This window comes from Kitasatospora sp. NPDC005751 (assembly GCF_040630835.1).
In the GTDB taxonomy this organism is placed as follows: domain Bacteria; phylum Actinomycetota; class Actinomycetes; order Streptomycetales; family Streptomycetaceae; genus Kitasatospora.
Genome location: NZ_JBEXYC010000024.1, coordinates 76,309 through 97,602 on the forward strand (window position 1 = coordinate 76,309; position 21,294 = coordinate 97,602).

The following is a 21,294-nucleotide window of genomic DNA, read 5'->3' on the forward strand; positions in this document are numbered from 1 at the left end:
GGGCCCGACGAACGGCCGCCCGGGAATGGCGGCCGCGGGAGCGGGCAGCGAAGGACCGGACGCACCCCACCGCCGCCACCGCGGCCTCCGCACGGAAGGAGCGACACCCATGCCCGACTTCGACGCCTTCGCCGCCCTACTGGACTACCCGGTGTACGTCGTCACCGCGGCCGCCGGCCGGGAGCGCGCCGGGTGCCTGGTCGGCTTCGCCGGTCAGTGCTCGATCCGGCCGGTGCGCTTCGCGGTGTGGATCTCCAAGGCGAACCACACCCACGCCGTCGCGTCGCGCGCGGAGTTCCTGGTGGTCCACCTGTTGCCCCGGCACCGCCACGACCTCGCCGAGCTGTTCGGCGGGCGCACCGGCGACGACACCGACAAGTTCGCGGACGTCCGCTGGACGCCGGGACCGGGCGGGGCGCCCGTCCTGGCGGACGCGGCGGCCCACTTCGCCGGCCGCGTCCACGCCCGGACCGACGGCGGCGACCACACCGGCTTCCTCCTCGACCCCGTCGACACCCGGACCACCGCGGACCGAGCGCCGCTCACCTTCCGCGACGTCACCGACATCGACGCGGGGCACCCCGCCTGACCGCCCCCGGCGTGCCGGGGACGGTCCCGGTCCACCGTCCGGCCGACCGCGCGGCCCACGTGCGGGTGACTCCGGCCCGGTTCCCTCCGCGTCGGCTGGACGGCGCGGTCCGGCCCGGCTCGGCTGGAGCGATGACCGACGAGACCCTGCCGCTCAACCTGGGTGAGCAGCTGATGGAACAGTTCCTCACCACGCGACGCACGCTCGACCCGGCCGACGTCCCGGTGCTGGCCCAGCAGTACGCCCAGACCCTCGGCATCGGCGTGAGCACCGTGTACCTGGCCGACATCCAGCAGAACCACCTGTTCGCCCTCGGCGGCGGTGCCGCCCTCCCGATCGAGGGCACGCTGGCCGGCTGGACGTACCGCACCGGGGGGCTGCGGGTGGCGGAGAGCGACGACGGCAAGCTGCTCGCCTGGTTCCCGCTGGTCGACGGCGCCGAGCGGCTCGGCGTCCTGGGCGTGCGGACCGCCGCGCTCGACAACGCCGCGGTGCGCCGCTGCCGGCTGCTCGCCGCGATGCTGGCGATGGTGATCACCTCGAAGCGCGACACCAGCGACAGCTACGCCCGGGGGACGCGGGTGGAGACGATGAGCCTGCCGGCCGAGATGCTGCGGGCCTTCCTCCCCCTGCGGACCGTCTGCAACGGCCAGGTCATCTCGACCGCCGTCCTGGAGCCCGCCTACGATCTCGGCGGTGACGCCTTCGACCACTCGCTGGCCGCCGGCGTCCTGCACGCCGCCGTGCTGGACGCGATGGGGCACGACCTCGCCTCCGGTCTGACCGCCGCGGTCGCCCTGGCGGCCTGCCGCAACGCCCGTCGCAACGGCGCCGACCTCCCGGACCTCGTGGACACCATCGACGACGCCCTGCGGCGCTGGTTCCCGGACCGCTTCGCCACCGGTATCTTCGCCCGGCTCGACCTCGCCACCGGCACCCTGCACTGGTCCAACTGCGGCCACCCGCCCCCGCTGCTGATCCGGGGCCACGAGGTCGTCGCGGACGCCCTGACCCGTACCGCCGAGCCGCCGCTGGGGCTGTCCGGTCTGTCGGGCGGTCCGCGCGCCGTGCACACCTTCTCGCTCCGGCCGGGCGACCGGATCCTCCTCTACACCGACGGCGTCGTCGAGGCCAAGGGCACCAACCACGAGATGTTCGGGCTGGAGCGCTTCGCCGACTTCGTCATCCGCGCCACCGCGGCCGGCGAGGCGGCCCCCGAGGCGCTGCGCCGTCTCATCCACGCCCTCCTGGAGAACCAGGACAGCACGCTGACCGACGACGCCACCATCATGATGATCGAGTGGCAGCCGTCCGACCTGCCGGCCTCCGACCCCGACCGGCTCCCGTGACGCCCGCCCCGGCGCTCCCGGCACGGGGTCGGCCGGTGCTCCCGGCGGGGGAACGGCCCGGGCGCGGCGCCGGACCAGGTCCGGCGCCGCGCCTTCGAGCCGTGCGGGTGGTCAGCAGCTGAGGACGGGGCCCGCCCAGTCGGCGTGGTCGCTGATGGTGCCGTCGCCGCCGTCGGTGACCACGAGCCGCAGTTCCTCGGCGCCCGTCAGGTCGGCGGTGAGGTGCCTGGGGGCCGACGTCACGGTCATCAGGCCGCTGTCGGCGACCTTGACGGCGTCCTTGTAGATCTCGAACGAGACGCTCGCGCGGCCGTTCGCCTCGGTGTCCACCCCCACGTCGGTGGCGAGCGAGGTGCAGGAGCCGCCGAGGAAGTAGACCACCTGGCTGAGCGCGTTGACGCCCAGGCCCTTGGCGTACGTGGTGCCCGCGATGGTGATGGTCCGTCCGTCCCGGGCCTGGTTCTCGCCGTTGCTCATGTCCTTCTCGACCGGGCCCCAGCTGTTGCCGGCGGAGGCCCAGGCGAGGTCGGAGAGCTGGTGGGCACCGGCGGCCGGGCCGCTGCCGCAGGCGAGCCGCGGGCCCGCCCAGTCGGCGTGGTCGTAGCTGGTGCCGTCGCCGGCGTCGGTGACCACCAGACGGACGGTGGTGGCGCCGGTGAGGTCGGCGGTGAGGTGCCTGGCGGGGTCCTTGCCGGTCATCGGCCCGCTGTCGGCGGCCAGGGCGGCGTCCCTGAAGATCTGGAACCTGACCGAGCCGTTGCCGTAGGTCTCGTCGTCGATCCCGACGTCGGTGACCAGGTTCCGGCAGGCACCCCCGAGGTGGACGCCGACCTCGCTGGGCGCGTGCACCCCCAGGCCCTTGGCGTACGCGGCGCCGCGGATGGTGAGGGTGTGGCCGTCAGCGGGCTGGATGTCGCCGTTGCTGCGGTCCCGCTCGACCGGTCCCCACTGGTTGGTGGCGGTGCCGAACGGGAGGTCGCTCAGCTGGGTGACCCCGGTGGGCGGGGGGACGGGCGAGCCCGGGGTGACCCGGAACATCGCGGTTCCGTGCCCCGGCACGACGGCGCTGACGGTCCCGTCGCCGGTGCTGGACTTCTTCGACCAGAGGTCCTTGACCTTGTAGGAGTTCGCCCCGGCGATGCCGAGGGTCCGTGCGGTCACGGTGATGGTGGCGTCGTAGGAGCCCTCGTTGGTCAGGGTGACCGCCCGGCCGCCGTCCGCCAGGGGCTTGGACATCACCACCAGACCGTTCTCGCTGGAGACCACCGAGCCCTGCCGGCCGAGCGGGTCCTGGTCGACCGCGATCACATCGGTGTTGGTCAGTATGGCCAGGGTCTCGGGGGCGGCGGTGCGCAGATCGGTGCCGATCATCAGGGGCGCGGCCATCTCGGCCCAGAGGCTGAAGTGGGTGCGGTACTCCGTCGCGGTCATGCCGCCGTTGCCGACCTCCAGCATGTCGGGGTCGTTGAAGGCCCCGGGCTTGGCGTAGTCGGCCAGGCCCTGGTTGGCCTGGGCGATGGAGATCATGCTGTCCCAGGTGTCGTCGATGTCGCCGGTGGTGCGCCAGGAGTTGCCGACCGGCGGGGCCCACTCCCACGGGCCGGTGCTGCCCCACTCGCAGATGCTGTAGAGGATCGGGCGGCCGGTCGCCTTCAGCGCGTCCCCCATCGCCCGGTAGCGGGTCCGGGCGTCGACGCCCTGGTTGTGGCAGTTGTCGTACTTGAGGTAGTCCACTCCCCAGGAGGCCCAGAGCCGGGCGTCCTGCTGCTCGTGGCCGAGCCCGCCGGGGAAGCCGTTGACGTCGCAGGTGTGGTCGCCCGCGCTGGAGTAGAGGCCGAACTTGAGCCCCTTGGCGTGGACGTAGTCGGCGAGCGCCTTGATGCCGTGCGGGAAGCGGACCGGGTCGGGGACGAGGTCGCCCGCGCCGTCGCGCTGCGGCTGCGCCCAGCAGTCGTCGAGGTTGACGTACTGGTAGCCGGCCGCCTTCAGGCCCTTGCTGACGAAGAGGTCGGCGATGCCCTTGATCATGGCTTCGTCGAACTGGGCGCCGCAGTGCGTGGAGTTCCAGTTGTTGAAGCCCATCTGCGGCGTCAGATTGAGGCCGTTGTCCAGCGCCAGCGCCGGTGGTGCGGTCGCGAGTTCGAGGCCGACGGCGAGGGCGCCGCCACCGGTGAACAGGGTCAGGGCGGTCAGCGCCGAGGCCATGCGGCGCGGCAGTTCCGTGCGACGCGACCGTGCGGCGCGGCGCGGTGGTGCGGTGCCGGGGGAGCGCAAAGGTCCTCCAGAGAAGGGGTGTCGGGTGGGACGGGGCCCCGGCTCCGGCGCTGCGCCGGAGCCGGGAGACAGGGGAGTTTCCGGCGGACGGCGCGTCAGGAGAGCAGGCTCCAGGACTGCCCGACCAACGATCCGTCGGGCGGGCCGGTCACGACCGGGGAGGTCGCGGCGGTCTGCGGCGCGGAGAGGACGAGACCGGTGGCGACGTTGGTGATGGTCAGCGCGCCGGTCGTGGTGCTCTGGACGACGCGCCACTTCTGGGCCGGGTCGGCCGGATCCCAGGCGTTCCGGACCCGGGCGGGCTGACCGGCGACGGCGGCGCCGGTCAGCGTGCCGTGGCGCTGCGTGTCGGTGTAGCAGTTGTCGGTGATGCGCACCGTGCCGTCCGGGTTCGGCGCGAAGTTCCACTGCTCGGAGGTGTGCCAGCTCCACCAGGTGTTGATGTCGGTGGGGGAGCCGTCGGGGGCGCTGCAGGTGCCCTGGACCTCCAGGGCCTGGCCGCCGGTGCCGCCGGCGCTGATGCCGTGGTAGCGGCCGTCGCCGATGACCGCGGCCGGCCCGGTGCCCGGCAGCGGCTTGAGGCGGTACAGGACGACGCCGTGCGGCTCGACCTGGGCGCCGAGCGCGCCGGTCACGTTGCCGGTGGCGCCGGTCCAGAGGTCCTTGGCCGAGTAGCCGGGGCCGGTCAGGCCGAGTTCGGCGAGCGTGGTGGAGACGTTCCGGTAGCCCGCCGGGTCCTGGTTGACGAGCAGGACGGCGGTGTCGCCGTCGGCGAGCTGCCGCTTGAGGACGATCGGGGCGGTGCTGCCGGCGGGCGGGGCGCCGACCAGGGTGGCGGGCCTGGTCAGCCGGTCCTGGTCGATCGCGATGACATCGGCGTTCTTGTAGACGGCGAGCTGCTCGGCGGTGATGCCGGTGGACCAGGTGAGGCCGTCCCGGGTGTGCCGGGAGTCCGCGGCGGTGCGCAGGTCCGCGCCGGAGATGAGCGGAGAGGCCAGCATGGCGAGGATCGACATCTCGCTGCGCGACTCGGTCACGGACATCGGCTTGTGGCAGGGGCAGGTGTCGGTGACGCCGTACACGCCGTACGGGTTCTGCCAGCCGGCGAACATCATGTCCAGGTCGTTCCAGCTGCCCGGCCGCACGTTGCCCGGGTACTTCAGGGCGGTCTGCAGCTGGCCGTTGTAGAGCACGCCCTCCAGGTCCGGACCGCGGTCGCCGCCGATCCGGCAGAGGTTGGCCACCTGTCCGCACCAGACCCCGGTCGGGGCGTAGCCGGGGGCCTCGAAGGCGGGGGTGCCGGCCGCGACCACCACCGGGTCGGTGCGGGCCGGGTCGTCGCCGGCGAGCAGGTAGGGGACCCCGCTGTGCACCGGCTGCGCGGAGACGCTGAGGGCCACCCGCGGGCGGCCCTGGGCCCGGGAGGCGGCGTCGAGCGCCTGCTGGAAGTCGCGCACCCGGGCGTAGATGGACCGGGTCAGCTCCCTCCCCTCGCCCTGGGTCCAGTAGTTGTGGCCGTCGGGCCCGATGATCTGCGGTCCGTAGGGGCAGTCGTCGTACTTGACGAAGTCCACGCCCCAGGCGACGAAGTCGGTGGCGTCGGTGGACTCGTGCCCCAGGCTGCCGGGCCGGCCCTGGCAGGTCGTGTAGGTGTCCGTGGCATAGAGGCCGAACTTCATGCCCTTGCTGTGGGCGTACCAGGACAGGTACTGGATCCCGTTCAGGGTCTGCCCGTTGACGGTGTGCGCGGGGTAGCGGGCCGGATCGGGGACGAGGTGGCCGGTGGTCAGGTCGAATCCGGTGCCGTCCGTCCCGCTGGTGGGGTTGCGGTTGGCGTCGTAGAGCTGCATCGCGCCGTAGGCGGTCTTCACCAGGTCGGTGGTCTGGCCGTCGCGGTGGCCGAGCGACCAGCCGTCGTCGATGGTGACGGTGTCGTAGCCGGCCTGGACCAGCCCGTTGGCGGCCATGAAGTCGATGGTCTGGAGGACCTCCTCCTGGGTCACTCCGGTGCCCAGGGTGTTCCAGGAGTTCCAGCCCATCGGCGGGGTGAGGGCGAGTCCGTTGTCCAGGGCCGCCGCGGGGGCGGCCGTCCCGAGGACGACGGTGCCGAGCCCGGTCGCCGCGAGGGACAGTGCGACGAGGGCACGGGGCAGTGCACGGCTCAGTGCTCGGGGCACGGCTCGGGGCACGGGTATCCGCATGGGCGCTCCAGGGTGCGCGAGGGGGGTGGGGGATCGGCAGCCCGCTGCCGTTCGTTTCTGTTCGAAAGTCTCAACAGAAAGCAACGCAGCAAAGAGAAGCACACGTGCTGGCCGTCCTCAAGTGCCTGACCCAGACTCGTCCGTGACGGTCACTCGGCGGGGCTCGGCGCGGGAGAACCCCTTGCGCGCCGCGTTGAGTCACAGGTTGATCTCGGCGTGACGGAGCTCTTGACGAGAGGATGCCAAGTCATGTGACATTTCACATGACGTTGAAATCCGTTTGGTTCTGATTACTTGTCAGGCGTCCGCTCGACGCCGGCGTGCCCGGCGCCACCCTCGATTCCCGCCTGCGCCGATACCGGGGTTCCCGGCCGGGACGAAGGAGCGTTCCATGAGTCGACACACCGTCGACAGGCTCTCGGTCTCCAAGCCGAACGGCCCTGACGCGGGCGCGCGTCAGGGCCGTGAGCACCGTGCGGGCGACCGGGGCCGCCGGGGCGGTCGCGCGGCCGGGGCGGGGTGGTGGATTCCCGGTGTGCTTAGGATGAGATGACTTGCTGTCAGGACGAGTGGGGATCTCATGCGGGACGATGCGATGACCGGCTGGTCGGGGCCGGTGGCGGCGGGGGAGTGGCAGCCGCCGGCGGAGCTGAACACCGGCACCCCGCACCCGGCCCGGATGTACGACTACTACCTCGGCGGGAAGGACAACTTCCCGGCCGACCGGGAGGCCGCCGAGAAGGTCATCGCGGCGATGCCCGACGCCCGGCTCGGGGCCCGGATCAACCGTGAGTTCCTCGGGCGCGCGGTGGAGTTCGCCGTCGGCCGGGGTGTCCGCCAGTTCCTGGACATCGGTACCGGGATCCCGGCCGTGGGCAGTACCGCGGAGGTCGCCCACCGGGTGGCTCCGGATGCCCGGGTGGTCTACGTCGACAACGACCCGATCGTGCTCACGCACGCCCGCGCCCTGCTGGCCTACCACCCGGCCGGTCACACCAGCGTCCTGCACGCGGACCTGCGGGACCCGGAGGCGATACTGGGGGATCCGGGCCTGAAGGAGGCGCTCGACCTCTCCCGGCCGGTGGCGCTGATGCTGGTGGCGGTGCTGCACTTCGTCCGCGACGAGGAGGGCGCCGCCGAGACGGTGGCCCGGCTGCGGGACGCGCTGGCGCCGGGCAGCATGCTGATCCTCTCGCACGGCACCCAGGACTTCATGACCGCCCGGGCGGCCGCCGAGACCACCGAGGTCTACAGCCGCGCGAGCTCGCCGCTGGTCCTGCGGGCCCAGGAGGAGGTCCGGGAGTTCTTCGGCGACTTCGAGCTGGTCGACCCCGGCCTGGTCCAACTGCCGCTCTGGCGGCCGCAGGCGGAGCTCCCGCCGCGCTGGCAGGAGGCGGCCCCCGCCTACGCCGGAGTCGCGGTCAAGCGCTGACCGGTTCCCGGGGCCGCACGGTGTCCCCCGCGTCGAGACGCGGGGGACACCGGCGTTTCCGGGCCCGGCGGGGCGCCCGTCAGCCCATGCTCTTGGAGCCGTCCAGGGCCTCGCGGAGGATGTCCGCGTGGCCGGCGTGCTGCGCGGTCTCGGCGATCAGGTGCAGCAGGACGCGGCGCGCCGACCAGCGCGCGGAGGCCTCGAACCAGGGAGCCTTCGGCAGCGGCTGCGAGGCGTCCAGGTCGGGCAGGACGGCGACCAGCTCGTCCGTGCGGCGGGCCGCCTCGGCGTAGTCCTCCAGCACACCGGCCAGCGTCTCGCCGGGCAGCAGCCGGAAGTCGTTGTTCCGCCGCTCCCAGTCGGCCTCGGTCATGGTGGTGAAGTCGCCCATCGCCGAGGGCCCTTCCAGGATGAAGGCCGTCCAGGCGCGCTCGACGCTCGCGACGTGCTTGATCAGACCGCCCAGGCAGAGCTCGCTGACGGTGGTCCGCCGCCCGGCCTGCTCGTCGGTGAGGTCACGGGTGGTGAAGCGGAGGAAGTGCCGCTGCTTGCCCAGCGCCTCCAGCAGCTCAGCCCGCTCCCCGCCGGCTGCGGCCGCCGCGGGCTGCTCGGGCGTGGTCGCGGTGGTGGTGGTGTCGGTCATGGTGTCCGCCTTCGTCGTTCGTTCTCCGTTGCCGAGAACCAAGGTAGGAGCCATCTGGGTCAGGTCCTGTCCTAGTGCCGCACCGGAGTGGGGCCAGTTCCGCGGAGCGGCGCACGGGGCGCGCGGGGCGGCCCGCACCGATACGGGGACGTAACGCCTTTACCGGAACCTGACGGTATCGATGAAGGGATGAAACCCTTTCCTGACAGAGGTCTGACGACCCGTCCGTAGCGTGCCGGACATGTCGATAACCCATGGTCGAACCAGTCGCCCCGACGGCCGGACCCACAGCCGGGCGCGCACCCGAGCCGTGCCGGCCGTTCACCGCACCCTCCCCCGGGCCTTTCCCCGCACGTTCGTCGCCGCGGGAGCCCTCCTGCTGAGTACCGTCGCGGCCGTCGTGCTGCTGCCGAACACGGCCCTGGCCGCGGCGCCCGCCGGTCAGGAGTCCGTCACCGCGCACGCCGGCGCCACCACCGATCAGGAGCGCGGCCGGATCGACACCTACTGGACACCGGAGCGGATGAAGCTGGCCGGTGCCATGGTCCCCGAGATCACCCCCGTGCCCGAGGACGACGACACGGCCGACGATCCCCGGCCGCTGCCCGCGGACACGCCGGACCCAGGGGGCGTCTGGACGCACGGCGGCGCGGTGAACAGGAGCGTCGGCCGGCTCTTCTTCACCTTCAGCGACGGCTACGACGGCAGTTGTACGGCAACGGTCGTCAACAGCGCCAACCGCAGCACCGTCATCACGGCGGCGCACTGCCTGCGGGGCGTCGGCGCCCCGGCCGCCGCGGACACCTGGCACCACAACCTCTACTTCGTGCCCGGCTACCGCAACGGGACGAAGCCGCTCGGCGGCTTCGTCATCAGGAGCGCGGCCACCTCCTCCCGTTGGGACGCCGACCCGGGCGGCACGACCTCGGCCGATCTCGCGGTGGCCGGCTACGACACGGGCGTGCTGGTCGCGCACCGTTCCGCCGACGGCCGACGGATCGCGGACGTCACGGGAAGTCAGCGGATCGCGTTCACCCGGCCGGTCGAGGGCGAGTTCGTCCACACCTTCGGCTACCCGAAGGACCGGCTCAACGACCCCGGCGCCAAGTACGCCGGATCCCGCATGATCCACTGCGCCGGACCGGCCCGGCCCGGCACCGCGGCCCCCCTGCTGTGGGGCGAGCCCTGCGACATGGGCCACGGGGCGAGCGGCGGCCCGCACTTCGCGACGTTCGACACCAGGACCGGCACCGGTACGGTCGTCGGCGTCACCACCACCTCCGAGGACCTGGCCGGCGGCCCGGCCGCCACGCTGTACGCCACCCGCCTCGGGGACAGCGCCCACCGCCTCCACACCTGGGCGCAGACCCGCCCGGCCTGACCACCGCGCGGCGCACGGGCCCGGGAGGTCCGTGCGCCGCCCGCCCCCGGGGCCCCGTGCTCCTGCCCCCCGCCCGCCCCGGCGACTGGCAGGATGGTCCCGCGGCCGCTCCGCTCCCTCCGCGAGTCAGGGTCGGCCGCCGGAGCGGCGGGAAAGCACGGGAGGGGAAGCTCGGTTGACGACCATGCGGATCATCGGTGGCGGCATCGCCGGAACGGCCGCCGCGCTGGCGCTGCACAAGGCGGGGTTCCACGTCACCGTCCACGAGGCGCACCCCGACACGGGCGAGGACATCGGGGCCTTCCTGACCCTCGCCTCCAACGGGATGCGCGCCCTCGCCGAGATCGACGCGGCCGAGGCCGTCGCGGCCCTCGGCTTCCCGATCACCACCATGACCGTGCTCGACGCGAGCGGCGCCGAACTGGCCGCCGTCCCGCTGGGCGAGCCCGGCCACCGGCTGACCCGCTACCGCTGCCTGCGCCGCGCCGAGCTGGCCGCGGCGCTGCGGGCCGAGGCGCGACGGCGCGGCATCGAGGTCCGGCACGGGGCCCGGCTCACCTCCGTCACCGAGACCGACGCCGACATCACCGCGTACTTCGCCGACGGCACCAGCGCCACCGGCGACCTCCTGGTGGGCGCGGACGGCACGCACTCCGCCGTCCGGGCCTGGCTGGACCCGGCCGCGCCCGCGGCCGAGTACGCGGGCCAGCGCGTCTTCTACGGGTACAGCACCGCCGCCGCGCCGTCCTCCGGGCCGGAGCGGATCACCATGGTCCGGGGCAGCGGCGCCGCGTTCGGGTACCTGGTCTCACCCGGCGGCGAGACCTGCTGGTTCGCCCGGGTGCCCGGGCCCGCCGCGTCCCCGGTGGAGGTCGCCGGCACCACTCCCGCGCAGTGGCGGGAGTGGCTGGCGCCGCTGCTGGGCGCGGACCGGACCCCGGCCGCGGGGATCGTCGCCAGGACGGGCGACCGGCTGATGGTCACCAACGCGCTCCACGTCGCACCGGGGGCGCGCTGGCGGACCCGGCGCGCCGTCCTGATCGGGGACGCCGCGCACGCCGCCTCGCCGGCCACCGGCCAGGGCGCCTCGATGGCCCTGGAGGACGCCGTCGTCCTGGCCAAGGCGCTGCGCGACACCCCCGGAGCCGCGGCGGCCCTGGCCCGCTTCGAGCACCACCGCAGGCCCAGGACCGAGCAGAACACGGCCGCCAGCGCCCGTCTGACGGCCGGCCCGCCCTCGGCCGCCCCGCAGGCTCGTCCGGACGGCGCCCGGCCGCGGGTGGACGAGGACCTGCTGCGCCTGCTCGCCTGGGACGTCCCGCTGCCGGCGCCGTCCGGCACCGTCTGAGGGCCCGTCACCTCGGGCGGTCAGGGCCGTGCGGCGGGCGGGAGGAGCGTGGCGATACCGGCGCAGATCAGCTCCAGGCTGCGGGCGAACTGCCCGTCCTGGTCGTGGGCGGCCGCGGCGACGGTGCGGGGAAAGCGCCGGTGCAGGGCGGCGACGGCCTCCGGGTCGGGCGGTACGACCGGCGGTTCGCCCTGCTCCTGGAGGACGTAGCCGGTCACGTGGCTGAGCACGGTGTCGGCGGCGGTGCCGCACCGCTCCGCCGGGACGCCCGCCGCCGCGAGGGTGTCGAGCAGCCGTTCCATCACGGACAGCGCGCCGGGGCTGAGCGTCTTCGGGCCGTCGGCGAACATGATCGCCCCGCCGGGGTGCCGCCGGATGCTCCGGCGCAGGGCGACGGCCTGCGCCGTCACCCGGGCCTGCCAGCCGCTGGAGGCGTCCAGCGCGGCGAGTGCCGCGGTGCCCGCGTCGTACGCCTGGCGGGCCACCCGGTCGGCCATCAGCTGCAGTAGCGCGGCCTTGTTGGGCACGTGGTAGTAGAGGCTTCCGGCGTGCGCGTCGAGGCGCTCCGCCACCCGACGCATGGAGAGGCCGTGGTAGCCGGACTCAGCGAACACGGCCATTCCGGCGTCGATGATCCGGTCTGCGGTCAGCTTCACCCCGGCAGTCTAACGATCACCCCGGGGTTCTCGAACGCCGTTTGAAACCGGCTCGGCAGCCTTTCGGCCACGAGCGGGCCGGGAGGCGGGGTCGGGAGCGGGCCGGGGGCGGGCTGATGCCGGCATCCCTGGGCGGGGTGCCGGCACGGTGGTTCAGCTCCGGTCAGACCTTGACGACGTTCTCCGCCTGGGGGCCCTTGGGTCCCTGGGTGACGTCGTACTCGACCACGTCGTTCTCGTAGAGCTCCTTGAAGCCGGTGGTCTGGATGGCGGAGAAGTGCACGAAGACGTCCGGGCCGCCGTCGTCCTGGGCGATGAAGCCGAAGCCCTTCTCCGCGTTGAACCATTTGACCTTGCCAGTTGCCATGCCGATCTCCTTCACACGTGCTGGGCGCGGCCACGATACCGCCACTGAGCAGTGTCGATGGCGGAAGGTGTCCGGTCTGTCACCCCGAGTGGTGCGAGCGGGTGATCCGGCGGCGGGTTCAGGTCCGGTCGCGCTCGTCCCGCCGGCGGATCAGCTCCTCCACCGCGCTCGGCAGGGTCGTCTCGAAGTCGATCAGCTTCGCCCAGGTCGGGGTGACGACGATCCGCACCATGCCGTCGTAGAGCGAGCGGACCTCGGCTTCCCACGCGGCCCGCTGCTCGGGGGTCATCTCGTAGGCGCCGTTCCCGCGCAGGTACTCGTCCGGGATGCCCTCGACGACGTCGAGCTCGGCCCGGCCGCGGACGAGCAGGATCTTCGGCGGGTGCGCCTCGGTGTCCATGGTCAGCGCGACCGCCGGGTTCCGGCGCAGGGACGCCAGCTTCGGGGCGTTCTTGACCGTGCACATCACGATCTCCGAGCCGTTCCAGACGAACCCGATCGGTACCACCCGGGGCGTGCCGTCCTTGGCGACATAGGCCAGCCGGGTCAGCGCCCGGGCCAGGAGCTCCTGGCTGAGCGGCCGGTTCAGGACCTCGTTGATCTCGGTCGGCTGCACGGTCGATCCCACCTTCCAGCGGTAGTCCAGCAGGGCCGTTCCAGCTTAGGAAGGCTCCGGGGCCGGGGTCTCGTCGGGCGGGGAAGGGGTCGAGCGGGCGGGGGAGGGGATTGACAGGGCCCAGGAGAGGAATGAATATTCATTCCGTGGCACCCAGGAAGCCCGGCCTCGACCGCCTGCTGATCGACACCGCCCTCGCGCTCTTCGCCGAACGCACCTACGAGGGCACCCAGATGCCCGCCGTCGCCCAGCGCGCCGGCGTGGGCGTGGGCAGCATCTACCGCTACTTCCCCAGCAAGGAGGCGCTCGGCAACGCGGCCTTCCAGCACGCCAAGCGCGCCCTGCTCGACCACCTCGCCGGCGCGCTCGCCGAAGGGGGACCGGCCGGTGACATCCGGGCGGAGTTCGGCCGCTTCTGGCGCGGCTTCACCCGCTACGCCGGCGCGTACCCGGACGCCTTCGTCTTCCTCGAACACCAGCAGCACGACACCTTCCTCGACCCCGAGAGCCGCGCCCTCGCCGAGGAGATCGACCGCGTCGCCGCCGACTTCATCGAACGCGGCCAGCGGGCCGGCGAGATCCGCGAAGGCGACGCCGCCCAGCTCGTCGCCCTCGCGCTCGGGGCCTTCACCGGCCTCGTCAAGCTCCGCCGCCCGGGCGGCCTGCACACCCTCCCCGCCGAGGACCTCGACCGCGCCGAAGCCGCCGTCTGGGACCTCCTGCACCGAAAGGTCTCGCCATGACCGACGCCGCACGGACCGTGCTGATCACCGGCTGCTCCTCCGGCCTCGGCCGGGAGACCGCGCTCGCCCTCCACCGGCTCGGCCACCGGGTCCACGCCACCGCCCGGCGCCCCGAGACCCTCGCCGACCTCGCCGGCCTCGGCATCACCACGCTGGCGCTCGACGTCACCGACGAGGCCTCGATGGCCGCCGCGGTCGCCGCCGTCGAGGCCGCGCACGGCCAGGTCGACCTGCTGGTCAACAACGCCGCGTACGGCCTCCACCTGCCGGTCGAGACCGCCGGCCGGGAGGAGATCCGCGCCCAGTTCGACACCAACGTCTTCGGGCTGGTGCGGATGGCCCAGCTGGTCCTGCCCGGCATGCGCCGCGCCGGGCGCGGACGCATCGTCAACATCTCCTCCATGGCCGGCCGCTTCTCCCCGCCCGGCGGCGCCTTCTACCACGCCAGCAAGCACGCGGTGGAGGCGATCAGCGACTCGCTGCGCCTGGAGGTCGCCCCCTTCGGCGTCGAGGTGGTCGTCGTCCAACCCGGCCCGACCATCACCGGGTTCGCCGCGACGGCGGTGGCCACCATGCACGGCGAGGCCGACCCGGCCGACCCGTACGCGGGGTTCCGCAGCCGCCTCGCGGAGATGTACGGCGGCCGCACCTTCACCCGCCGCAACGGCGCCGTGCCCGCCGAGGCCGCCACCCGGGTCGTGGTCCGGGCCGCCACCGCCGCGCGCCCCCGCGCCCGCTACGCCGTCGGTGCCCTGGCCCGCTCCACCATGCTCGCCAAGCGGCTGCTCCCCGACGCGGCCTTCGACGCCCTGATGCGCCGGAGCTTCCCGCTGCCCGAGCCGGTCCGAGCGGCCTGACCCGTCCGAGGGGGCCGGGCGGCGGGCCGGCCCGCCGCCCCGCTGGGGCAGAATCGCCCCGTGCTCGAAGAACACTTCACTCCCGTGGACGAACCGCTCGCCGGCCTGGCCCGCCGGCTCCTCGCGGCGCGGACCGGCGGCTGGACCGAGGACGGCGCCCGGGCCCTCGTCGACGGCCTCGGCCTGCGCCGGGCCGGGCCCGGCGACGGGGCGTCACCCGACGGACCGCGGCTGCGCCCGGTCGGGCCGTCCGAGCGCCGCTACGCCGAGGGGCGGGCCCATCTCGAACTGGCCGTGCCGGCCGGGCGGGGCGGCCCCGACGCCGCCGGCCACGTGCTGGCCTTCGGCCGGGCGCGGACCGAACTGACCGACGAACTCGGCGAGGCGTCGGTGATCGGCTCGTACGGCTCGCTGGGGCCCTACTACGGCCCGACCCCGGCCTGGGGCGCGCCGTTCCTGCGGTGGCGCGGTCCGCACGACACGCTCGAACTGCGGGCGGGCCGCCGGGGGCCGGAGCTCGTCCTGCGGCCCACCGCTCCGCTGGAGGACTGGTACCTCGGCCTCGGCCACGGTGAGGAGAACGCCATCGGCGGCTTCCTCGGCACCCGCCGGGCCCCGTCCACCGCCGGAATGAGCCTGCCCGGCCGCTGGTCGGCGCGGAGTTGGGAGACGGTGACCGGAGCGCTCGCCGCGTTCCTCACCACGCTGCCGGCCGAGTTCGCCGCGCTCGGCATCGCCAAGGTCATGCGGCTCTACGGCCGGACGGGCGGCGGGGCGCCGCGCCTGTTCGACATCGACGCGGACAGCCGGCTGATGCTGGCGTCCTTCGCCGACCACGACGCCGACGCGGCCGCGGCGGGCTGGGGCACCGTCGCCGAGCACCCCGGCACACGGGAGACCTGGGCGGACGACCACGAACCCAGGTGGCGCCTCGACGCGGGAGGCCCGGGGGAGCCGGACGGCCGGGCCCTGGCCGGGACCCTCGTGGCGACCGCGCGCGCGGCGGGCGTCGCCACCCCCGGTGACCTGCTGCTGGGCAGCGAGGCGGAGGACATCGGCCCCTACCGGGTGACCTTCCACGGCCTCGGCCTGGCCACCGTCTGACCGGCCGGCCGGGGGCTTTCGGCGGCGCCCCCGAAAGCCCCGGCCGGCCCGCCGTCAGCGGACGACGGTGACGGTCACGGTGGTGAAGCCGAGCGAGGTCAGCAGGTTCTGCAGCATCGCCCGGGTGTTCTTCTCCGCCGTCGCGGTGAGCGCGGTCTGCTCGGCGGCCGCCTTGATCTTGTCGGTCGCCAGGATCTCCAGCTTCTGCTGGTCGCCGGGGTTGCCGGAGAAGAAGTCCCCGAGCCGGTCGAAGAGCCCGCGCTGCTGGGAGAACACGTAGGAGCGCTTCACGTCCAGCGCCGGGTCGGCGAGTCGGGCGTGCGGCAGCGTGACGGTGGCCGAGCGCCGGTCGTCGGAGACCGTCACCGCGCCGTTCGCCAGCTCGCCCAGGTCCACGTACGCGTCGACGGTGCCCGCGGCCACGTACAGGGTGCGTTTGCCGAGGATCTGGGACGGGAGGAACTTCGCGTCCTGGTCCAGGTCGACGATGACCTGGAAGTTGCCGCCGGCCGCGGTGTAACGGCTCATGTCCTGGATGGACTTGAGGACGGCGGGCTGGCTCCGGTCGATCTGGCGCTCGGCGAAGGGATTGGGCAGTCCGGGCAGCAGGTCCAGCTTGGCGGCGGCCAGGAAGACCGCGAGGATCGCCGCCAGGGTGACCGGCAGTCCGACGTACCAGGGGACCCTGCGGGGCCGCGACCGGGCGTCCGGGGTGCGGCGGGGCGCCGCCCCCTTCCGCTCGGTCCCTTCCGTCCCTTCCGTACGCTGCTCGACGGATTCGTCGCTCCGTTCCGTGTACGGTCTCTCGGTTTCGTGCCGTCGACCGTTCGTCGGCCACCGCATCGCTGGACCTCCTCGACGGGCCCGCGCCGGGTCGGCCCGGGCATCGAGGCCCTTCTGCCCGCTCGGGCGCGGGGCAACGGTTCCGTCGTGTGCGGATCTGTTCCCGGGCGCTCCGGCGGCCGCACCGGGGCAGGCGTGGTCGGCGGCCTGCTGACGGCGGCCCTGCCGACCCGGGCCCGCCCCCGGCATGCCGAACTCCCGCGCCTGCGAGAGGTCTCGGCGCGGGACGCGGCCGGGCCGGCGCCGGCGGGTCCGGTCAGGTCCGCAGGTGGGAGGCTCCGTTGAGGTCGAGGATGGTGCCGGAGGACCACTCGGCGGCGGGGGAGGCGAGCCAGAGCACCGCGGCCGCGACCTCGCCGGCGGTGGCGACCCGGCCGAACGGGCTCTGCGCGCGGATCGCCTCCCCCTCCGGGCCGTTCAGCCGCGGAGCCACCCGCTCCGTCTCGAAGAAGCCCGGGGCGACGGAGGCGACGGCGATGCCGTGCGGGGCGAGGGAGACGGCGAGCGACTGCCCCAGGGCGTGCACGGCGGCCTTCGTCGCCCCGTACGCCGGGTGGTCCGGCTCGCCCCGGAAGGCGCCCCGGGAGCCGATGTTGACGATGCGTCCGCCGCCGCCCCGCTCGATCATCGCGTGGGCGGCCCGATGGCTCAGGTAGGCCGTGCCGAGCAGGTTGACCGAGACGTGCCGCTGCCAGCTGTCGACCCACTCGTCGTACGGCGTCCCGGGCAGCGGGTGGCGCAGATTGACGGCCGCGTTGTTCACCAGCACGTCGATGCCGCCCAGCGCCCGCACCGCCGCATCGGCGACCCGGGCGGCCTCCGCCGGGTCGGCGAGGTCACCGTGGACGAGCGCGTGGCCCGAGCCGTCGAGCGAGGCGAGCGTCTCGGCGGCGTCGTCCGCGCGGGTGCCGTAGTGCACGGCCACCCGGTCGCCGTTGGCGGCGAAGGCCTGGGCCACCGCGCGGCCCAGGCCCCGGGAGGCCCCGCTGACCAGCACGCGACGGCCGGTGGAGGGCAGGTTCATGGCGGGATGCTCCCGGGGTCGGGCCGTCGGGCACGGCCGGTTGTCCAGCACCCTACGGCGGGCCCCACCGGGGCGGCCGACCGGGCTGCCGACACGGTCGCAGGCCTACCGGCCTGCGGGCGCCGGGGTGAACATTTCACTGCGGGAAATATTTACCTCATCACGCATGTTGGAGGTCGGGCGGTGCGGGAAGGACCCGCCCGGCTGAGGACAGGAGCAGCGCCGTGCGCGTCGAGATCTGGAGCGACATCAACTGCCCGTGGTGCTACATCGGCAAGGCACGGTTCGAGAAGGCCCTCGAACGGTTCCCCCACCGGCAGGACGTGGAGATCGTCCACCGCTCCTTCGAACTCGACTCCCGGTCGCCCGCCGAGGCGCGCCCGGTGGTCCCGCTGATCGCCGCCAAGTACGGCCTCGGGCTGGACCAGGCCGAGGCGGCCGAGCAGCGCATCGCCGCCAGTGCCCGCGAGGAGGGGCTGGACTACCGCACCGAGGGGCGCGACGCGGCGAACTCCTTCGACATGCACCGCATGCTGCACTTCGCCGAGGAGCACGGTCGCCAGGCCCGACTGCTGGACCTGCTGTACCGGGCCAACTTCGCCGACGAGCGCTCCGCGTTCGCCCCGGGCCGCCTGGTGGAGCTGGCCGTCGAGGCCGGGCTGGACGCCGGGGAGGCGGCCCGCGTGCTGGCCGACCCCGACGCGTACGCGGAGGCCGTGCGCGAGGACGAGGCGACGGCGACGGCGATGGGCGCCACCGGAGTGCCGTTCTTCGTCTTCGACCGCCGGCTGGGGGTGTCCGGCGCCCAGCCGCCGGCGACCTTCACCGCCGCGCTGGAGCAGGCCTGGGAGAGCCGGGTCGTCCTCCTGCCGACGGCCGGCGCCGAGGCGGGAGGGGTGTGCGGACCGGACGGCTGCGCGGTCCCGCAGGGCTGAGCCGCGCGGAGTGGGACGTCGGCCGGTCCGACGTCCTGCTCGCACCCCCGGCCCCCGAAGGCCGTCGCCCCCGGTCAGAGCCGCTGGGCCGACCAGGACGGGTCCCGCCCGGTGAGGGCGATCAGCTGGTCCTGGGCGTCGGCGCCCGGTGCCGGGCTGCGGGCGGGGGCGAACTGGCCGGTGCCGGCGAGATCGTGGCAGCTCCGGAACTCGGCGAGTGCGTACCGGGCCGCAGCCTCGGGTATCCGGCCGTCCCGGCCCAGCGCCCGGGCGAGGTCCCAGCCGTGCACGACGGTCTCGGCGGTCAGCTCGCGGGCGTAGCCGCCGACATCGCGCAGCCCGTACGGTACGTGCGCCAACTGGTCCGGCGCGCCCGGTCGGTCGAGGGCGCGGACGGCGCTGCCGAGGGCCATCGACCAGACCCCGACCGGGTTGCGGCCCAGGACGTCGCCCTCGAACCGGTGGCCGATCTGCGCCGGGGTGTAGCCGGCGACCGCCTGGCAGACCCACAGGTGCTGGGCCGTGAGGTGGTTCAGCAGGGTGCGCACGTCCCAGTCGTGGCAGGGGGTGGGCGCCGTCCACCGGTCCTCGGGCACCGACCGGACCAGCCGGGTGACTTCCGCCCCGGCGGCGGCGTAGCGCTCGCGGACCTCGGTGTGGAACCCGAGTGTGTGGGGACATCCCATGGCCGGGCCTCCATTCCTGCCCTGGTGACTCCCAGTGAACCGCTACCGGGCGTGAGAAGCCAGATCTACGCGGGCTGATTCCGGCGACGGTGCCGGACGGTGACCGGGGGGTCGCCGAGCGGACCCGGGGGTGCGGTCCGCCGGGCGGGTCGGCAGCTGTGCCGTCGGGCGCTCGGGCCGAGCCGGCCGGCGCGGTGCTGGACCTCCGGACGCTGCTCAGGAACGACGCGATCGTCCGGATGTACGTGATCCAGCTGACGGAACAGGTGCAGCCGCCGCACAACCGCGTCCGCACCGCCGACCCGGCCGCCGCCGAGCCGGCGGCGGCACCCCGCGGTGCGATCGCCGTCCGTTCCGGGCAACCGGCGCGGGGCCCGTGTAGCGGCCACGGAGCGGGGCAGGCGCGGGTCATGGACGACACCGCGGCCGTGCCGACCGGGCCGACCGCCGGCGCCGGTCCCCCCGGCTGCCCGCTCGACGCAGAGGCCGAAGAGGCGATGAGGACGATCGACCACACCACCGAACCCCGTGCGCAGCAGACCAGGCGGCTGTTCCTGGCGGAGCGAGCCGGCGCCGTACCGCGCTCCCGCGACTTCTGCCGCCGCGCACTGACCGACTGGCAGTGGCTGCCGGCGGCCGACGACGAGCAGCTGGCCGCGGCCGAGGACGTCGTGCTGATGGTCTCCGAACTGGTCACCAACGCGTGCGTGCACGCCCCCGGAGGCCCGTACGAGCTGCGTCTCGCCTGGGACGGCAGCCGGCTGCGGATCGAGGTCGGCGACGCTGGCCGGGAGCCGCCACGGCTGCGCCCGCCCGCCGACCGGGGCGCGCCCGGCGGGCACGGGCTGCGGGTGGTCGACCGGCTCGCCCGTGCCTGGGGGTACCGGCCGGAGCGTGACGGGAAGACGGTGTGGGCCGAGGTGCCGGCCCCGCCCGGCCCCCGGCGGCCCTGACGCGGGGCGCCGGGGGCCGCTCAGCCGGCCCGCAGCCGCTCCACCGCCCCCGGCGCGCGGCCGGCACGCACCAGGCCGTCCGCGAGCCGGACGAGGTCGCGCGGCGCGACGAGGCCGGCCAGTGCCCCGGGGCTGCGGGGGAGGCCCAGGGTGGAGGCGCTCCGCCGGGCCCGCGTGTCGAAGTAGGGCCGGAGTTCCGGCCAGACGCCCTGGGTCTCGCGGCAGAAGATGTCGGCGGCGGTCGGGCCGATCCTGGGCACCTCCCGCAGCAGCCCCCGCAGCCGTTCGACGTCTCCGCCGGCCTCCCGGCGCAGCGCCCGCAGATCCCCGTGCCAGCGGTCGAGGACGAGCTGCGCGCCGTCGCCGAGAGCCGTGGCCGTGCTCTCGTCGTACCTGCGGTAGTGGGCGCGGCCCAGCGCGTCCACGCGGTCCTGCCACGTGGCACGCACCATCGCCCGGGGCGTCCGCAGCCCGGCCGCGAACAGCTCGCGGGCGGCGGCGACCGCCGTCTCGGTCCGGATCGGGGCCGCGCACAGGACGCAGAGCACCAGCACCTGGTACAGCGGCGCCGGGGTGTCGGCCAGGCGGATGCCGGCCTGGTGGGCATAGGTCTCGCCGTAGTCGTGGAGCACTCGGCGGGCCGTCCGCTTCGCGTCCATCGGAGTCACCTCCGCTCGGCGGCGCCGTGCGCTGGGGAGGTACCCGGCGCCGGACGGGCGGTTCCTCCCACCGGCTCGGCTACCCGGCCCGGCGCGGGTGACACGCCGGGCCGGTGGCACTGATCGGCGCTCAGGCCGCGGTGGTCTCGCTCAGCTGGGCCTGGAGCAGTTCGTGCTGGACCTCGCCGTCGGCGAGCGCCGGGTGGAGCCCGGCGGCCCGGCGCACCTGGGCCGCGCGGGCCAGGGGCAGACCGGTCTCCGGGTCGAGCAGCAGGTCTTCCTCTTCCACACCCAGGGTCAGCATGCCTGGCGACTACCCGCCGTCACCCGGATCGCTCCGGGGCGGCGGCGGCCTCCACCGCCATGCGCCCGGCCCACCCCCCGTTGACGGGCCCGGAGGGCGGGGCGCCCTGCGGGTTCGACCCGGTCGGCGGGGGTACGTACGAGTCGAGGCTTACGGGGGCGGGCGTCCGCGACGGTCGTGGGTGCGGCGGGCCCGCTCGCCGTGGGCGCCGGGCCGGTGCGTCCGGCGCCGGCCGAAAGGGGCAGCAGCATGGGCGACGCGGCGGCGGGCAGGACCGGGACACGGCCGGGTACGCAGGGTCGGCGGACTGTCGCAGGGCCTTCGCGGAGG

21 protein-coding genes are annotated in these 21,294 nt (G+C 74.4%); 10 read left to right on the forward strand and 11 right to left on the reverse strand.

All coding sequences use genetic code 11. The features are described from left to right. The first annotated feature begins 109 nt into the window (after positions 1-109). The gene (locus ABZ497_RS21885; protein ID WP_329485681.1) at positions 110-589 is read left to right on the forward strand and encodes a flavin reductase family protein; all 480 of its coding nucleotides are present in this window, start codon (positions 110-112) and stop codon (positions 587-589) included. A 131-nt stretch (positions 590-720) separates the two neighbouring features. Further along, the gene (locus ABZ497_RS21890; RefSeq protein ID WP_359807622.1) at positions 721-1,938 is read left to right on the forward strand and encodes a PP2C family protein-serine/threonine phosphatase; all 1,218 of its coding nucleotides are present in this window, start codon (positions 721-723) and stop codon (positions 1,936-1,938) included. Between the two features lie 111 nt (positions 1,939-2,049). Here the strand turns inward: ABZ497_RS21890 and ABZ497_RS21895 are convergent, their stop codons facing one another. Together ABZ497_RS21895 and ABZ497_RS21900 are read right to left on the reverse strand one after the other, a co-directional pair. Continuing rightward, positions 2,050-4,143 carry an NPCBM/NEW2 domain-containing protein gene (locus ABZ497_RS21895; protein ID WP_359807623.1) on the reverse strand — a complete coding sequence of 698 codons (2,094 nt, stop codon included), beginning with the start codon at positions 4,141-4,143 and terminating at the stop codon, positions 2,050-2,052. A gap of 164 nt (positions 4,144-4,307) precedes the next feature. Beyond that, positions 4,308-6,413 (reverse strand): hypothetical protein, encoded by a 2,106-nt coding sequence (locus tag ABZ497_RS21900; RefSeq protein WP_359807626.1) that lies wholly within the window; start codon positions 6,411-6,413, stop codon positions 4,308-4,310. 580 nt (positions 6,414-6,993) lie between these two features. Between ABZ497_RS21900 and ABZ497_RS21905 the strand changes: the two genes are divergently transcribed. Beyond that, entirely contained in the window at positions 6,994-7,845 is an 852-nt protein-coding gene (locus tag ABZ497_RS21905) for an SAM-dependent methyltransferase (protein ID WP_329485677.1), read from the forward strand. Between the two features lie 79 nt (positions 7,846-7,924). On the opposite strand, the gene ABZ497_RS21910 is transcribed toward ABZ497_RS21905, so the two are convergent. After that, on the reverse strand, positions 7,925-8,488 hold the full coding sequence (locus ABZ497_RS21910; protein ID WP_329485676.1) for a DinB family protein: 564 nt from the start codon (positions 8,486-8,488) through the stop codon (positions 7,925-7,927). A 241-nt stretch (positions 8,489-8,729) separates the two neighbouring features. Between ABZ497_RS21910 and ABZ497_RS21915 the strand changes: the two genes are divergently transcribed. After that, positions 8,730-9,869, forward strand: a complete 1,140-nt coding sequence (locus tag ABZ497_RS21915) for a hypothetical protein (protein ID WP_359807630.1) — start codon at positions 8,730-8,732, stop codon at positions 9,867-9,869. Between the two features lie 184 nt (positions 9,870-10,053). Continuing rightward, positions 10,054-11,217 carry an FAD-dependent monooxygenase gene (locus ABZ497_RS21920; protein WP_359807694.1) on the forward strand — a complete coding sequence of 388 codons (1,164 nt, stop codon included), beginning with the start codon at positions 10,054-10,056 and terminating at the stop codon, positions 11,215-11,217. A 20-nt stretch (positions 11,218-11,237) separates the two neighbouring features. Here the strand turns inward: ABZ497_RS21920 and ABZ497_RS21925 are convergent, their stop codons facing one another. From ABZ497_RS21925 to ABZ497_RS21935, 3 genes are all read right to left on the reverse strand, one after another. Continuing rightward, positions 11,238-11,873, reverse strand: a complete 636-nt coding sequence (locus ABZ497_RS21925) for a TetR/AcrR family transcriptional regulator (RefSeq protein ID WP_359807632.1) — start codon at positions 11,871-11,873, stop codon at positions 11,238-11,240. A gap of 163 nt (positions 11,874-12,036) precedes the next feature. Continuing rightward, positions 12,037-12,240: a cold-shock protein gene (locus tag ABZ497_RS21930; protein WP_329485672.1), complete on the reverse strand. Its 204-nt coding sequence runs from the start codon at positions 12,238-12,240 to the stop codon at positions 12,037-12,039. Positions 12,241-12,358: 118 nt separating this feature from the next. Next, positions 12,359-12,856, reverse strand: coding sequence for a pyridoxamine 5'-phosphate oxidase family protein (locus ABZ497_RS21935; RefSeq protein WP_329485671.1), 498 nt, complete (start codon positions 12,854-12,856; stop codon positions 12,359-12,361). Between the two features lie 146 nt (positions 12,857-13,002). On the opposite strand from ABZ497_RS21935, the gene ABZ497_RS21940 reads away from it, so the two are divergent. The 3 genes from ABZ497_RS21940 to ABZ497_RS21950 are packed head-to-tail and all read left to right on the forward strand — an operon-like array spanning position 13,003 to position 15,560. Next, positions 13,003-13,599: a TetR/AcrR family transcriptional regulator gene (locus ABZ497_RS21940; RefSeq protein WP_359807636.1), complete on the forward strand. Its 597-nt coding sequence runs from the start codon at positions 13,003-13,005 to the stop codon at positions 13,597-13,599. Then, positions 13,596-14,456: an SDR family NAD(P)-dependent oxidoreductase gene (locus ABZ497_RS21945; RefSeq protein ID WP_359807639.1), complete on the forward strand. Its 861-nt coding sequence runs from the start codon at positions 13,596-13,598 to the stop codon at positions 14,454-14,456. Before ABZ497_RS21940 ends, ABZ497_RS21945 begins: the two co-directional genes overlap by 4 nt. A gap of 60 nt (positions 14,457-14,516) precedes the next feature. Beyond that, positions 14,517-15,560 carry a hypothetical protein gene (locus ABZ497_RS21950; RefSeq protein ID WP_359807642.1) on the forward strand — a complete coding sequence of 348 codons (1,044 nt, stop codon included), beginning with the start codon at positions 14,517-14,519 and terminating at the stop codon, positions 15,558-15,560. 54 nt (positions 15,561-15,614) lie between these two features. On the opposite strand, the gene ABZ497_RS21955 is transcribed toward ABZ497_RS21950, so the two are convergent. After that, complete coding sequence (locus ABZ497_RS21955; protein ID WP_359807644.1) at positions 15,615-16,403, reverse strand: DUF4230 domain-containing protein; 789 nt, start codon at positions 16,401-16,403, stop codon at positions 15,615-15,617. Between the two features lie 256 nt (positions 16,404-16,659). After that, on the reverse strand, positions 16,660-17,427 hold the full coding sequence (locus ABZ497_RS21960) for an SDR family oxidoreductase (protein WP_359807647.1): 768 nt from the start codon (positions 17,425-17,427) through the stop codon (positions 16,660-16,662). Between the two features lie 224 nt (positions 17,428-17,651). On the opposite strand from ABZ497_RS21960, the gene ABZ497_RS21965 reads away from it, so the two are divergent. Next, positions 17,652-18,362, forward strand: a complete 711-nt coding sequence (locus tag ABZ497_RS21965; protein WP_359807649.1) for a DsbA family oxidoreductase — start codon at positions 17,652-17,654, stop codon at positions 18,360-18,362. Positions 18,363-18,436: 74 nt separating this feature from the next. Here ABZ497_RS21965 and ABZ497_RS21970 read toward each other — a convergent pair whose 3' ends face one another. Further along, on the reverse strand, positions 18,437-19,048 hold the full coding sequence (locus tag ABZ497_RS21970) for a TIGR03086 family metal-binding protein (RefSeq protein ID WP_359807652.1): 612 nt from the start codon (positions 19,046-19,048) through the stop codon (positions 18,437-18,439). 158 nt (positions 19,049-19,206) lie between these two features. Here ABZ497_RS21970 and ABZ497_RS21975 point away from each other — a divergent pair, with 158 nt between their 5' ends. Further along, a complete protein-coding gene (locus ABZ497_RS21975; RefSeq protein WP_359807654.1) occupies positions 19,207-20,001 on the forward strand; it encodes an ATP-binding protein in 795 nt (264 codons plus the stop codon). A gap of 20 nt (positions 20,002-20,021) precedes the next feature. Here ABZ497_RS21975 and ABZ497_RS21980 read toward each other — a convergent pair whose 3' ends face one another. Together ABZ497_RS21980 and ABZ497_RS21985 are read right to left on the reverse strand one after the other, a co-directional pair. Continuing rightward, positions 20,022-20,660, reverse strand: coding sequence for an endonuclease (locus tag ABZ497_RS21980; protein WP_359807657.1), 639 nt, complete (start codon positions 20,658-20,660; stop codon positions 20,022-20,024). Positions 20,661-20,790: 130 nt separating this feature from the next. Further along, the gene (locus ABZ497_RS21985; protein WP_359807659.1) at positions 20,791-20,964 is read right to left on the reverse strand and encodes a hypothetical protein; all 174 of its coding nucleotides are present in this window, start codon (positions 20,962-20,964) and stop codon (positions 20,791-20,793) included. Between the last annotated feature and the right edge of the window lie 330 nt (positions 20,965-21,294).